Here is a 12,821-nt window from a genome sequence, read left to right as displayed (position 1 = left end):
CCCGGAATTATGGGCCAGCTTTACACATCGAATAATCAGCGCCGCAAAAGCTGCGCCGCTTCCTCCGCAAAGTAGGTCAGCACCCCGTCGGCACCGGCGCGCTTGAAGCCCAGCAGGGACTCCAGAATCACCGCTTCGCGGGCCAGCCAGCCATTGGCGAAGGCTGCGCAGTGCATGGCGTACTCACCGCTCACCTGATAGGCAAAGGTGGGCACCCTGAGTTCTTCCTTCACTCTCCGCACCACATCCAGGTAGGGCATGCCCGGCTTCACCATGATCATGTCGGCGCCTTCAGCCAGGTCCAGCGCGCACTCGTGCAGCGCCTCATCGCCATTGGCCGGGTCCATCTGATAGCTCACCTTGCTGCCACCCTTCAGGTTGCCGGCAGAACCTACGGCGTCCCGAAACGGACCGTAATAGGCGGAAGCGTATTTGGCGGCGTAGGACATGATCTGGGTATTTACATGCCCATCCCGTTCCAGAGCTCCTCGGATAGCACCGATGCGGCCGTCCATCATGTCGGATGGGGCCACCACATCTGCGCCCGCCTGAGCATGCGAAAGGGCCTGCTGCACCAGCACTTCCACCGTGTCGTCATTGACGATATAGCCCTGTTTATCCATCAAGCCGTCCTGGCCGTGGCTGGTAAAGGGGTCCAGGGCTACATCGGTAATCACACCCAGTTCCGGTGCCGCGTCCTTGAGGGCGCGAACCGCGCGCTGGGCGAGACCGTCGGGGGCATAGGCGGCGCGGGCGTCGTCGGATTTGGCGGACGGATCCACCACCGGAAACAGCGCGACAGCGGGAATGCCGAGTTCCACCAATGCTTTTGCTTTGGCGGTGAGCAGGTCCACGGTCAGCCGTTCCACGCCGGGCATGGAGGCGACCTGCTGGGTTTCTCCGCGCCCCTCGATCACGAACAGTGGCAGGATCAGGTCATCGGTGGTCAGCTGGTTTTCCCGAACCAGGCGGCGGGAAAAGTCGTGGGCGCGCAGGCGGCGCGGGCGGGTATTCGGATAGGCGCCGCGGTGCAGGCTGATACTCATGGAATGTCACTCCGGCTGGAAGGGTAGGATTGGCGCACACACTGGGCGGCGGCTAAGCTGGCGGCAATCATACCAAAACGGGAGTTACTCTGATGGCTGTTGCATTCTGGTGTCTGCTGGTGGTGGTGCTGATGCCGCCCACATTTGCCGCGATCGCCAAGGCCACCGCGGAGGGACGCTACAACAACCGTTCGCCGCGGGAGTTTCTCGAGCACCAGAGCGGCTTGTCGCGGCGGGCGGATTGGGCCCAGCGCAACAGTTTCGAGATTCTGCCGGCATTTATCGCCGGGGTATTCGCGGCGATTGCCGCAGGCGTGGATGAGCAGTGGCTGGCGCGACTGTCGCTTATCTTTGTGGCAACACGGATTCTATACGGTATCTGTTACCTGAAAGACTGGGCCGCTGCGCGCTCACTGTGCTGGTTTAGCGGGTTTTTTTGTTGTCTCGGGCTGCTGGTGATGGCGGCGCTGGCGGCCGCGTGATTTCGCCGGAGGGGGTGCCGAACGCGCGCAGCTCGGCGGCGACGCGCATTCGGTTGGTGCGATTCAGCCGAGTTGCGCAAACACTTTGCGTGCCGCGGCAATGGTGGCCTCGATATCTTCGTCACTGTGGGCAGCGGACATAAATCCCGCTTCGTAAGAGGCTGGTGCCAGATAAACACCCTCTTTAAGCATACCGTGGAAGAAGCGGTTGAAGCGCTCGGTATCACAAGCCATCACCTGCTGGTAATTGGTCACCTTCTCGGCATCGGTAAAGAAAAACCCGAACATGCTGCCCACCTTGTTGGCGGTCATGGGGATGCCGGCCTCTTTGGCCGCTGCCAGTACGCCCTCTACGAGACGGTCTGTTTTGGCTGTCAGCTCCTCATAGAGCTTCGGCTCCTGAATCAGTTGCAGGGTTTCCAGGCCCGCGACCATGGCCATTGGGTTGCCGGAAAGAGTGCCCGCCTGATAGACCGGACCCAGTGGTGCAATCTGCTCCATGATCTCGCGCTTGCCGCCAAAGGCGCCGACCGGCATGCCGCCGCCGATCACCTTGCCGAGCGTGGTCAGGTCTGCCTCGATACCGTAGTAGCCCTGGGCCCCGGTAAGGCTGACCCGGAAGCCGGTCATCACCTCATCCAGAATCAGCACACTGCCCGCCTGATCGCAGACTTCACGCAGGGCTTCGAGAAAACCGGGTACCGGTGGGATGCAGTTCATGTTCCCCGCTACCGGCTCGACAATGATGCAGGCGATCTGGTCACCGATCTCTGCGAAGCACTTTTTCACGCCCTCGATGTCGTTGTAGGTCAGGGTGATGGTGTGGTCCGCCAGGGCGGCGGGTACGCCCGGCGAGGAGGGGACGCCCATGGTGAGAGCGCCGGAGCCGGCTTTTACCAGCAGGGAATCGGAGTGGCCGTGGTAGCACCCTTCAAATTTCACGATCTTGTCGCGGCCGGTGTAGCCGCGGGCCAGTCGGATGGCGCTCATGGTGGCTTCGGTACCGGAGTTCACGAAGCGCACCAGGTCCATGTTCGGCCACACACGGCAGAGTTCTTCTGCCAGCTCGGTTTCGAGCTCGGTGGGGGCGCCGAAGCTGAGGCCGGACTGGGCCTGCTCCACAACCGCATCGATCACGTCCGGGTGGGCGTGGCCCAGTACCATCGGGCCCCAGGATTGCACGTAATCGATGTAGCGCTTCTCGTCAGCATCGTACAGGTAGGCGCCTTCGGCGCGCTCAATAAAGACCGGCGTGCCGCCCACCGCGCGGAAGGCGCGTACCGGCGAATTGACGCCGCCGGGGATGACTTTCTGGGCTTCGGCAAAGAGGGATTCGGATTTGCTCATAGAAATTCGGAAACCGGATTGGTTTGAAAGATGGGGTGAAACGGGATCGGAAAGTGCGGGCTATTATCTTCGCCACGGTCGGTTGCCGCAAACCGCATGTTTGGTTGCGCAACAGATTACTGTGGGGAAGGGTGCCCGGGTGTGCTGCTTTCAGTCCTTGCAGGTCCAGAACAGCCGGTTGGGCACCGGCCGCCCCATGCCCAGGCGCCGGCTGTCGGCGATGGCGCTCCAGGTGAACTGCTGGCTGCGGTTTACCGCTTCAAGCATGGTCAGGCCGTGGGCGATATGACAGGCAATGGCGGTGGTGAGGATGCCGCAGACGCCGTACGCGGCCGGCGGCAAGCGTTGCCAGCGGAATTCCCGCACCAGCCCGCGGGTATCGTAAAGGCGGTTTTCCAGTTGCTGGTCGGCGGCGGGAACACCAGTGAGCAGCAGGTAACGGCAGCCACTTTCCAGCAGCTCCTGCGCCTGTGCATCGTGCACATCGGCTTCGCCGGCCATGGCGCGGGCCTCGCGTCTATTGGGCGCAACCAGGGTAGCCAGCGGTAGCAGCAGGTCGCACATGGCTCTCCATAGCGGTGGTGCCAGCACGCTCTCCTTGTCGGCGAGTGTCGCATCGGGGTCGATGATCAGTGGAATGTCCGGGTAGTCCCGCAGCACGCTGTGCAGGGCGTGCACATTTTCCACCGAGCCGAGGTAGCCGATTTTGATGGCGGCCACCGGCATGTCTTCCAGAATTGCCCGCGCCTGCTCCACCAGCAGGTTCTCGTCCACCGGCGCCACGCCGGCCAGGTCACGGGTATCACCCACCGTGATCGCCGATACCACGGAGGTGCAATGGCAGCCGAGGCTGGCGGCGGTTTCCGTATCTGCCGCAATGCCCGCACTGCCACTGGGATCGTGATGTGTGACCGTGAGAATGATGGGTTGGCGTGTATCCATAACCTTTCAGGGCCTGAAGAGGGATCTATTCATTCTAGCCTTGCCAGTGCGCGGCAGCGGCACCTCCGGTGCTCTCCCGCGCCTAGCTCAACACGGTGCTCAGAAGGGTTTGACGACAGCAAGTATCACGATGGCCAGCAGCGCGAGTACCGGTAGTTCATTGAATACGCGAAAGTAGCGACCGCTCTTGTTGATGGTGCCGGCAGCGAATTTCTTCACATAGCTGCCGCAGATGTGGTGGTAACCGATCAACAGCACGACCAGCGTCAGCTTGGCGTGCAGCCAGATTGAAGTTTTCAGGTAATCCGGATTGTAGGACCTCTGGATGTAAATCAGCCAGACTCCGAACACGATGGTGGCGATCATTGAGGGGATGGCGATGCCCCGGTAGAGGCGGCGCTCCATTATCTGGAAGCGGTCCTTGCTGAGCGCATCCGTGGCGTCCACGTGATAGACGAAGAGCCGCGGCAGGTAGAACAGTGCGGCAAACCAGCACACCATGGATACGATATGAAAAGCCTTGATCCAATCGTACATCGATGCTCCTTGTCCGGAAATTGATCCGGTTATGAATTTATTCTGAGTTCGGCGTTGGCGGCCACTGATGACCGTTATTGCCGATAATAGTGTTCGATATGCTGTGGCAGGATGATACCCGCCACATCGCTGTTCAGTATACCCGTGCTGTCCTGGTCGTAATCTCTCCCTACGTAGAGTGCACCGGCCCCCTGTTGTTCAAGCTGTTGTTGCGCCTCCAGCAGCGTGGCGCGCCAGCTGAGCGGTGCCAGCTGCAGGCGTTCGCCAGGCAGGCGCATGAGATCAATTTTTTCATCTTCCTTTGATTCGCGGCGCTCGCCTTCTCCCTCCTTTGGCGGACGCTGCAGGAAATTCGCGAGGTCGGCCGTGCGCAGGGCCTGTTGGGTCGTTTCACCACCGACCAGTAGCCAGGCCGGTTGCTGCTCTATGAGACGCTCGGCCTGTGCCCGCTCAAGGAATTGCGGCGTGATGGCTACCGCCCGCTCCATCACACTGGCAACGCCCACTCTGCTCAGCATCTGCGCGCGCCAGCTGGGGGTGCCGCTCTTGCCCAGTGCGCGCAGGGATTCCTGATAGATGCCGTCACTGCCAAACAGTTGCCGGCTGACCAGGCAGGCGATAACAATCGTCATCATGGCAGGGAACAAGACGTTTGGGTTGTAAGTGAGCTCGAGAATCGTCAGCAGTGCCGCCAGCGGCGCATTCAGCAGTGCCGCCATCATGGCTGCCATGCCCACCATTGCATAGAGGCCGGGGCTGGCGGTAGCCGCCCCCAGCCAGAGATTGGCGAGGTGCGCAGCGGCCCCGCCGATGCAGGCACCCAGTATCAGGCTGGGGCCAATGACGCCGCCGGGAATTCCGAGCCCGGTGGCCAGTGCGGTGGCGACGAGTTTGGCGAGCACGATGGCGGAGAGTGCGGCAATACTGAGCTGGCCGAGCATGGCCAGCTCGAGCGTGTCGTAGCCGGCACCCAGGATCTCGGGCACCCACAGTGCCAGAAGCCCGGTGCCGGTGCCGGCCACCAGGAATCGCAGCAGGGGTGAGTGTTTCTGTTGCAGCGGAACCAGGCGGCGCTGGCTGATAATGAACAGCGAGGCAAGTGCACCAATGAGCAGGGCGCTGACAAAAAGGATCGGCAGCTCAGCGAGGGATTCCAGCTGGGAGGCCGGTACGTCGAAGGCGGCCTGGTGCCCGAACGCCAGGCGAGTCGCCGCGCTGCCAACCACCGCGGCGATCATGACCGGCAGAAAGCCGGCGACGGTGTACTCCAGCATCACCACTTCCATGGCGAAAATCACCCCCGCCAAGGGTGTATTAAATGAGGCTGCAATGGCTGCGGCAACGCCGCAGGCGAGTAGTGTGCGCGCGGAATTGTCGGGCAGGCGGAAACGCTTCGCGATCCAGCTGCCAGTGGCAGCACCCAAATGAACCGATGGCCCCTCACGGCCGATCGACTGGCCGCTCAGCAGGGCAAGAGCGCCGCCGAAGAACTGCAGAACGGCATTCTTGGTGGGCATCCGGCCCTGGTGATTGTGCAGTCGATCGAGCACGTGTACCACGCCGGTGGGGCGGCCGGATGGGGCGACCCAGTGGAAAAACAGCCCCAGTACCAGGGCGCCGCTTACCGGTAATCCGAAGCGCCACGCCGGGGACAGAGACTCAAAATCCTCCAGTTGCGGCAGGTAAAAAATCGCCGGCCCTTCACTCAGCTGGCGGAAACCAATCACCACCAGCCCCGCGCAGATCCCGATAATCAGGGCAAACAACACCAGCAACGCCAGCGCCTGCTGTGACGACAGCTGGACCCGTGCCTGCTCGAGCAGGCTCGAGCGGCGCCGCTGGGATAGGGGCGAAGTAAAAGTCTCTGGGCTTGACTGCTGGCGTCGCCGCACGGTTAGTCCTTTAAAATCGGTGGCTTATGGTAGAGTGCACGGCTCAGTATACAGGGGCTATCGCCCGCCATCAGGCAGCGGCGGAGGTTCCGCCAGGGATAGTGATCAGCGAGGAGCAAAAGTGAGCGTCATCAAAGCAGCAATCGTAGGTGGAACGGGATATACGGGTGTGGAGTTGCTGCGCCTGTTGTCTGGCCATTCTCAGGTGGAGGTGAGCGCAATCACGTCCCGTGCGGAAGCTGGCACCCCGGTGACGGAACTCTTCCCCAGTCTGCGTGGTCACTACGATCTGAAGTTCAGCGCACCGGATGTGGATGAGCTGGCCCGGTGTGATGTGGTGTTTTTCGCCACACCGCACGGCGTGGCCCAGGCCCAGGTGCCGGACCTGGTGGCGCGCGGTGTTCGGGTGATCGACCTGTCCGCGGACTTCCGTCTGCAGGATATCCCCACTTGGGAGCAGTGGTACGGGCAGCAGCACGCCTGCCCGGAGTTGGCCGCGAAGGCGGTGTACGGCCTGCCGGAGATCAACCGGGAGCAGATAGGCGGCGCACAGCTGCTCGCTTGCCCCGGTTGCTACCCCACAGCGATTCAGCTGGGTTTCATCCCCCTGCTGGAAGCAGGGCTGGTTGAGTCCAGCGGGTTGATCGCGAATGCCGCCAGTGGTGCCAGTGGTGCCGGACGCCAGGCTAAAACCGACCTGTTATTTGCCGAAAACAACGACAGCTTTCGCGCCTACGCCGCGGCGGGTCACCGCCACTTGCCGGAGATTGAGCAGGGGCTCAGCCAGGTGGTTGGTGGTAATGTGGACCTGACCTTTGTGCCGCACCTGTTGCCGATGGTGCGCGGTATCCATGCCACGCTGTACGCGAAACTGAAAAACCCCGCTGCGGCGGAGGCGACCCAGGAAGCGCTGCAGGCTCTGTTTGAGCAGCGTTACCAGGCGGAGCCATTTGTAGATGTGATGCCGGCGGGCAGCCACCCGCAGACTCGCAGCGTGCGCGGCACCAACATGTGTCGTCTGGCGGTTCTCAGGCCGCAGGGGCGTGATACCGTTGTTGTCCTGTCGGTCATTGATAACCTGGCCAAGGGGGCTTCAGCGCAGGCGGTGCAGAACATGAATATCATGTTTGGCTTAAATGAGAACCAGGGGCTGGAGAGCCCGGCATTGCTGCCTTAGAATCGAAGATATTCGCAGAATAGAAAAATAAACGACAATCGATAACACTATCCAGATAATGACACCCAGGACACATGGCACGCAAAGTTAAAGGCAGCAAGCAATATCGCATGAAGGTGGTGCCCCACAGGCCCATACTTCACGGCGTATTTTCTGTGCTGGGGGTGGCCCTGCTGGTGCTTTCCACCAGTGCCGGTGCTTACTTTGCCGGGCAGTATCAGCTGAGCAAAAACCTGGATGACAAGACCCGGGCACATGCCAAGGCTCTGGATGAGGTCGATCGCCTGCGCGCCGAGATAGAGGCCTTGCGGGTGCGCGCGGCCACGGCGGAGCAGTCGGTGGCCATTGGCGAGCAGGCCAGCGAGTCGGTTCGCGGAGAGCTGGTGGCGAAGGAAAACCAGATTGCCGAGCTGCGCCAGGAGATCTCGTTTTATCGCGGTATCATGGCGCCTTCAGAGGGAAGCGATGGGGTCTCCATTGGTCGCTTCAGTATCTCGGAAGCCGGTGAGCGCCGCTACCAGTACAAGTTGCTGGTGCAACAGTCCGCGGCCCGTCATCAGGTTGTGACTGGCGCGGTGCGTTTTACGATCGTTGGCCAGGTCGACGGTGAGCCGCGCCGTTACGCGTTGGCGGACCTCTCCTCTCAGGTTGAGAGTGAGTCGATTCCGCTGCGTTTCAAGTATTTCCAGAATATCGAGGGAGAGCTGCAGTTGCCGGAGGGCTTCGTGCCGGAAGGGGTAGAACTGTCGCTTAAATCCAGCAAGCGCAAAGGGTTCAATATTGACCAGCGCTACGGCTGGCTGGTGCAGCAGAGCTGATTTGCTGAAGTGAGCGCAGTACCGCGCTCTCAGTGGAGTTACCAGGCTCCGCTCAATTCATGAGGTTTTGGTTGAATTATGTTGAAGAAGAAAGAGAAAACTATGGCTAGCACTGGTGGCAACAACACGACTCTGATCGCGCGTCATACCGAAGTAACCGGCGACCTGCACTTTCGCGGTAACCTGGTGATTGAAGGCCGGGTCAACGGCAATGTCTGCGCCCACAGTGATAGCGACGCCCGCCTGCAAATCGTTGACGGCGGTATCGTCGAGGGTGAGATCCGAGTCCCCAACGTTGTGGTGAATGGCAATGTAAAAGGTGACGTCCACGCAAGTGGCCATCTGGAGCTCGCCTCCAAAGCCATCGTTGAGGGCAATGTGCACTATAAGCTGATCGAGATGGTCAAGGGCGCCCAGGTCAACGGTTCCCTGGTATCCAATGTGGAAGTGGATAACACCAGTGAGCCTCGCATGCTGGGCTATTCCGAGGACGCAACCACCGTCGACGCGGAATAACGCGCCGGAGGACGCTGGTGAAACCCGGTGAAACGGGCAATACTTGACCTGTTTGCTGGGTTTTACCCATAATGCGCCCGCACCGCTGTCATTCGGCAGCGGGCAGCCGCTCTCTGCGGAGGGTTGGTCTGCGAACCTGTTTCGAGAGTGATATATGTCTGAAGCTGTTTCCTTTTCTCCCGATCCGATCCAGGTGACCGAGAAGGCCGTTGCCAAGGTGAAAGGCCTGTTGGAAGAGGAAGGCAACCCGGAGCTCAAGCTGCGCGTCTTTGTGACCGGTGGTGGCTGCTCAGGCTTCCAGTACGGCTTTACCTTTGATGAACTGGTGGCCGAAGACGATGCAGTGGTCGAAAAAGACGGCATCGAGGTTCTGGTGGACGCAATGAGCTACCCGTATCTGGTGGGTGCCAGCGTGGACTATGAAGAGGGGCTGTCAGGTTCCCGCTTTGTGGTTCAGAACCCCAACGCTTCCGCGACCTGCGGCTGCGGTTCCTCATTCTCTATTTGACCGCCCTGCGCGCCGGAAAGACCGCGACGGACATGTCAGGCGGGGAAGATCCCGCCCAGGATGGTCTCTTTCCCTGCGCCGGTAACTGCGGGGCAGTTGCCGCTCAGCCCTAGCATGGTCTGACGAGCCAGCCAGGCAAACCCCGCCCCTTCTACCCAGTCTGCATCGATTCCGTAATCGTCCGTAGCCGCTACCGACCAGGTGGGCAGACGACGTCGCAGGCGGTCCATAAGGTCGCGATTGCGCGCACCGCCACCACACACCAGCAGCTCTCCGCCACGTGCGAATTCGTGTACCCCCTGGGCAATCGATGCTGCGGTTACTTCGGCCAGCGTTGCCTGAATGTCCGCGGGGGGGACTTCCAGCCCGGCGCAGGCGCGCTCCAGCCAGGAAGGATTGAATGCTTCCCGTCCCGTGCTCTTCGGCGCGGGTGCGGCAAAATAGGGGTCGGACATCAGGCGGTTGAGCAGTTCTGTATGTGGTGTGCCGCTGGCAGCCCAGCTACCGTCCGCATCGTAGGCCTTGCCGCGGTGTAGTTTTACCCAGTAATCGAGCAATGCGTTTCCCGGCCCGGTATCGTAGCCGCGCACCCCGCCACCCGCCGCGAGCTCGGTAATATTTGCCATTCCACCGATATTCACCACAGCGCGGTCACGGCCTGCCTGGAACACGGCGTTATGGAATGCCGGCATGAGCGGGGCGCCATGGCCGCCCAGGGCCATATCGCGGCGACGGAAGTCCGCCACGGTGGTGATACCGGTGAGTGCGGCGATGGTATTCGGATCGCCCAGCTGTAAGGAAAAGGGTATGGATACACTGCCCGGGGGGCGGTGACGTACGGTCTGGCCATGGCTGCCGATGGCTTTGACCGCGGAAGGCTTGATGCCGGCTTCCTGGAGGACTGCCAGGGTAGCCGCAGCGAACTCCTCGCCGAGCTGCCGATCGAGCTGCCCTGCGCGGTCGAGTTCAGAGGGACCCGGTGCGCAAAGGGCCAGAATGGCCTCGCGCATAGCGGATGAGATCGGGTGCCCGAGTGCGGCTCGGGTCTGGCATTGCAGCCTGTTGTCTGACTCGGTGAATTCCACCAGCACCGCGTCGATACAGTCGACGCTGGTGCCGGACATCAGGCCAATGTAAAGGTCCGTCATTCAGTTTACGGAGTCCTTCTCTTCCGCATTTTGTGCCAGTGCGGGCTGCTCGAAACGCTCCAGTTGCGCAATCAGTGGCTGGGTTTGAGTCTGGAAGCGGGCCATTTCCGATTTCGCGATGGCTTTTGCTTTGGGCAGCTTGCGCACGATGGTGGCCGGGTTGCGGTGATGGCCGTCAACCAGGAACTCATAGTGCAGGTGCGGGCCGGTTGCGTATCCGGTAGCGCCTACGGTGCCGATCACCTGACGCTGCTTGACGCGCTGACCGCGCTTTACCTTGCGCTTGTTCAGGTGCAGGTAGCGAGTGATATAGCGCTCACCGTGTTGAATGAATACGTAATTACCGTTGGCCTTGCTGTAGCCGGCCTTGATGACCCGGCCGTCACCAGCGGAGTAAACCGGAGTGCCGCGGGGTGCTGCATAGTCGGTACCGTTGTGCGGCCGACGGGTTTTGAAGATCGGGTGCAGGCGGCGCGGGTTGAAATGAGAGCTGATACGGCCGATATCCACTGGCGTACGGATAAAGGCTTTGCGCATGCTCTTGCCGTCGGGAGTGTAGTAATTGGTGTCGCCGTTGCTGTCGGTGTAGCGCACTGCGCTGAAGGTCTTGCCCTGGTTGGTAAAGGTCACGGCCTGAATAGCGCCGTTGCCAATCTTCTCCCCGTCGAGGAACTTTTCATCGAAGATCACGCTAAAGCGGTCACCTTTACGAATATCCAGTGCGAAGTCGATATCTGAACCGAAGATGTCCGCCATCTCCATAATCAGGTTGTTGCTCAACCCTGCCTTGGTGCCATCGACGAACAGAGAGCTTTCGATCTTGGCTTCGCGGAATGCGGTATAGCGCTCCGCCTCACGCTGGTGTAGCGCGTACTTGTATTCGTCGGAGCTGTTGCGGCTGAATTCGACCTTGCTCAGGCGGTCGCGGTGCAGCTCGAGGGTCTGCAGGCTGCCTTCACCGTCAATCTGGAAGGTGAGTTCCTCCCCGGGTACCAGCTTGGCCAGCTGCTTGGCCTCTTTGCCGCTGGATAGCAGCTGGTACATTTCGGCGCTGCTGATACCGGCACGCTGGAACAGATCGGAGAGGGTGTCGCCGTTACGTACGGTCTCCTGTACCACTCGTAGCCCCTCCATGACGCTCTGGGGCGCATCGATGGCTGCAGCGGTTGCTTCCTCCTGGATCTGCTGTACGGCTTCTTCCGGGAGGGTGAGGGAAACCTCCAGCGAGGTGCGCTTGGCTTCCACTTCCGGGGTGGAAACGAAGAGTGTCAGCGCCAGCGCAAAACTGGCTGCGCCCGCAGCCAGTGCGTGAGTGCGGGGGAAGTGTTTGCCCATGGCGCCCAGCAGGCGAGGGTTATTGCGTTGTTTCTGCATGATCTTAAATCGGGGTAGCGCTGACAGTGGTTGTTATCGGGTTCCGGCGATTGTGCCTAAAAAACGAACACCGGCGCAACTTTATAACAAAATTCCCGCCCTTGTTCACGGAGTAATTGACCTGTCTGTCCATGATTCAGTTCCTCTGACCTGCGTCGAAATCCTGCCGCACCCAAGAAAACCGGCAACTTGCCGCCACTACTCGGCTCCGCTTGTATTTAGCGCAGGATTCGGTACATTTGCAGCCCAATTTTTGCCCGCCGGATCGAGTGTTCGGGGGCCGTCTCGAGCACATCTGAACTTACCGCAAGGGGATACAATGGCCGGAGTGGATGCGACACTGCTGGAAGATCTCACGCGCCGCGGGCTGGTCAATCAGGCCACCGGTGACGGCGAACTGGAACAGCACCTTGCGAGCGAGAGTCGCACACTGTATTGCGGCTTTGATCCCACTGCGGATTCCCTGCATATAGGCAGTCTAGTCCCGCTGCTGACACTCAAGAGGTTTCAGGCGGCAGGACATCAGCCGATTGCGCTGGTTGGCGGCGCAACCGGCTTGATTGGCGACCCTTCCTTCAAGGCGCAGGAACGCTCCCTCAATACCCCCGAGGTAGTTAATGGCTGGGTTGAGAAAATCAAGCGCCAGGTCAGTGCCTTTGTGGATTTTGATGCACAGGATAATGCGGCGCTGGTGGTCAATAACCTGGACTGGACCAAGGACCTGAATGTGCTCGACTTCCTGCGTGATGTGGGCAAGCACTTCTCGGTTAACAATATGGTGAACAAGGAGTCTGTAAAGCAGCGCATCCAGCGTGAGGGGGAGGGCATCTCCTTTACCGAGTTCACCTACATCCTTTTGCAGTCCATGGATTTTTCTGAGCTGTACAAGCGCCACAACTGCACGCTGCAGATTGGGGGCTCGGACCAGTGGGGCAATATTACCGGCGGCGTGGATCTGACGCGACGTCAGCACCGGGGCAAGGTGTTTGGTTTGACCCTGCCACTGGTGACCAAGTCGGATGGCACCAAGTTCG

13 protein-coding genes (1 of these 13 running past the window's edge) are annotated in these 12,821 nt (G+C 60.6%); 6 read left to right on the top strand and 7 right to left on the bottom strand.

Annotated features, from left to right (window positions below; translation table 11 throughout):
- Window positions 1-35: 35 nt before the first annotated feature.
- Window positions 36-1,046: a porphobilinogen synthase gene (gene hemB / locus GTQ55_RS15930; RefSeq protein WP_161859611.1), complete on the bottom strand. Its 1,011-nt coding sequence runs from the start codon at window positions 1,044-1,046 to the stop codon at window positions 36-38.
- Between the two features lie 92 nt (window positions 1,047-1,138).
- Between hemB and GTQ55_RS15925 the strand changes: the two genes are divergently transcribed.
- Window positions 1,139-1,528 carry an MAPEG family protein gene (locus tag GTQ55_RS15925; RefSeq protein WP_161859610.1) on the top strand — a complete coding sequence of 130 codons (390 nt, stop codon included), beginning with the start codon at window positions 1,139-1,141 and terminating at the stop codon, window positions 1,526-1,528.
- Window positions 1,529-1,591: 63 nt separating this feature from the next.
- Here the strand turns inward: GTQ55_RS15925 and hemL are convergent, their stop codons facing one another.
- The 4 genes from hemL to GTQ55_RS15905 all read right to left on the bottom strand — a co-directional run bounded on the left by hemL (window position 1,592) and on the right by GTQ55_RS15905 (window position 6,246).
- Entirely contained in the window at window positions 1,592-2,875 is a 1,284-nt protein-coding gene (gene hemL, locus GTQ55_RS15920) for a glutamate-1-semialdehyde 2,1-aminomutase (RefSeq protein ID WP_161859609.1), read from the bottom strand.
- A 150-nt stretch (window positions 2,876-3,025) separates the two neighbouring features.
- Window positions 3,026-3,817, bottom strand: coding sequence for a bifunctional hydroxymethylpyrimidine kinase/phosphomethylpyrimidine kinase (gene thiD, locus GTQ55_RS15915; RefSeq protein WP_161859608.1), 792 nt, complete (start codon window positions 3,815-3,817; stop codon window positions 3,026-3,028).
- A 99-nt stretch (window positions 3,818-3,916) separates the two neighbouring features.
- The gene (hemJ, locus tag GTQ55_RS15910; RefSeq protein WP_161859607.1) at window positions 3,917-4,354 is read right to left on the bottom strand and encodes a protoporphyrinogen oxidase HemJ; all 438 of its coding nucleotides are present in this window, start codon (window positions 4,352-4,354) and stop codon (window positions 3,917-3,919) included.
- Window positions 4,355-4,428: 74 nt separating this feature from the next.
- Window positions 4,429-6,246: a chloride channel protein gene (locus GTQ55_RS15905; protein WP_161859606.1), complete on the bottom strand. Its 1,818-nt coding sequence runs from the start codon at window positions 6,244-6,246 to the stop codon at window positions 4,429-4,431.
- 121 nt (window positions 6,247-6,367) lie between these two features.
- Between GTQ55_RS15905 and argC the strand changes: the two genes are divergently transcribed.
- The 4 genes from argC (at window position 6,368) to erpA (ending at window position 9,265) form a co-directional block, all read left to right on the top strand.
- Entirely contained in the window at window positions 6,368-7,423 is a 1,056-nt protein-coding gene (gene argC, locus GTQ55_RS15900) for an N-acetyl-gamma-glutamyl-phosphate reductase (protein ID WP_161859605.1), read from the top strand.
- A gap of 74 nt (window positions 7,424-7,497) precedes the next feature.
- Window positions 7,498-8,241 (top strand): DUF6776 family protein, encoded by a 744-nt coding sequence (locus GTQ55_RS15895; RefSeq protein ID WP_161859604.1) that lies wholly within the window; start codon window positions 7,498-7,500, stop codon window positions 8,239-8,241.
- Window positions 8,242-8,343: 102 nt separating this feature from the next.
- Entirely contained in the window at window positions 8,344-8,757 is a 414-nt protein-coding gene (locus GTQ55_RS15890; protein WP_237567727.1) for a bactofilin family protein, read from the top strand.
- A gap of 154 nt (window positions 8,758-8,911) precedes the next feature.
- Window positions 8,912-9,265 (top strand): iron-sulfur cluster insertion protein ErpA, encoded by a 354-nt coding sequence (gene erpA / locus GTQ55_RS15885; protein ID WP_161859602.1) that lies wholly within the window; start codon window positions 8,912-8,914, stop codon window positions 9,263-9,265.
- Window positions 9,266-9,300: 35 nt separating this feature from the next.
- On the opposite strand, the gene GTQ55_RS15880 is transcribed toward erpA, so the two are convergent.
- Window positions 9,301-10,413 (bottom strand): anhydro-N-acetylmuramic acid kinase, encoded by a 1,113-nt coding sequence (locus GTQ55_RS15880; RefSeq protein WP_161859601.1) that lies wholly within the window; start codon window positions 10,411-10,413, stop codon window positions 9,301-9,303.
- Window positions 10,414-11,787 (bottom strand): peptidoglycan DD-metalloendopeptidase family protein, encoded by a 1,374-nt coding sequence (locus GTQ55_RS15875; RefSeq protein ID WP_161859600.1) that lies wholly within the window; start codon window positions 11,785-11,787, stop codon window positions 10,414-10,416.
- Between the two features lie 319 nt (window positions 11,788-12,106).
- On the opposite strand from GTQ55_RS15875, the gene tyrS reads away from it, so the two are divergent.
- A protein-coding gene (gene tyrS / locus GTQ55_RS15870; RefSeq protein ID WP_161859599.1) for a tyrosine--tRNA ligase crosses the window boundary here: on the top strand, window positions 12,107-12,821 show its 5' portion. Its footprint extends 593 nt past the window's final position; the window shows 715 of its 1,308 coding nt (coding positions 1-715); its start codon is at window positions 12,107-12,109; its stop codon lies off the right edge, out of view.

It is taken from the genome of Microbulbifer hydrolyticus (assembly GCF_009931115.1).
Taxonomy (GTDB): Bacteria; Pseudomonadota; Gammaproteobacteria; order Pseudomonadales; family Cellvibrionaceae; genus Microbulbifer; species Microbulbifer hydrolyticus.
The sequence above is the reverse complement of the archived record's forward strand: the minus strand, read 5'-3'. Positions and strand labels throughout refer to the sequence as shown.

Excerpts from the sequence above, each read along its gene's own strand:
- hemB (WP_161859611.1), bottom strand. The coding sequence starts at position 1,046 with ATGAGTATCAGCCTGCACCGCGGCGCCTATCCGAATACCCGCCCGCGC.
- GTQ55_RS15880 (WP_161859601.1), bottom strand. The coding sequence starts at position 10,413 with ATGACGGACCTTTACATTGGCCTGATGTCCGGCACCAGCGTCGACTGT.
- GTQ55_RS15890 (WP_237567727.1), top strand. The coding sequence starts at position 8,344 with ATGGCTAGCACTGGTGGCAACAACACGACTCTGATCGCGCGTCATACC.
- GTQ55_RS15925 (WP_161859610.1), top strand. The coding sequence starts at position 1,139 with ATGGCTGTTGCATTCTGGTGTCTGCTGGTGGTGGTGCTGATGCCGCCC.
- thiD (WP_161859608.1), bottom strand. The coding sequence starts at position 3,817 with ATGGATACACGCCAACCCATCATTCTCACGGTCACACATCACGATCCC.
- GTQ55_RS15895 (WP_161859604.1), top strand. The coding sequence starts at position 7,498 with ATGGCACGCAAAGTTAAAGGCAGCAAGCAATATCGCATGAAGGTGGTG.
- hemJ (WP_161859607.1), bottom strand. The coding sequence starts at position 4,354 with ATGTACGATTGGATCAAGGCTTTTCATATCGTATCCATGGTGTGCTGG.
- erpA (WP_161859602.1), top strand. The coding sequence starts at position 8,912 with ATGTCTGAAGCTGTTTCCTTTTCTCCCGATCCGATCCAGGTGACCGAG.
- GTQ55_RS15875 (WP_161859600.1), bottom strand. The coding sequence starts at position 11,787 with ATGCAGAAACAACGCAATAACCCTCGCCTGCTGGGCGCCATGGGCAAA.
- hemL (WP_161859609.1), bottom strand. The coding sequence starts at position 2,875 with ATGAGCAAATCCGAATCCCTCTTTGCCGAAGCCCAGAAAGTCATCCCC.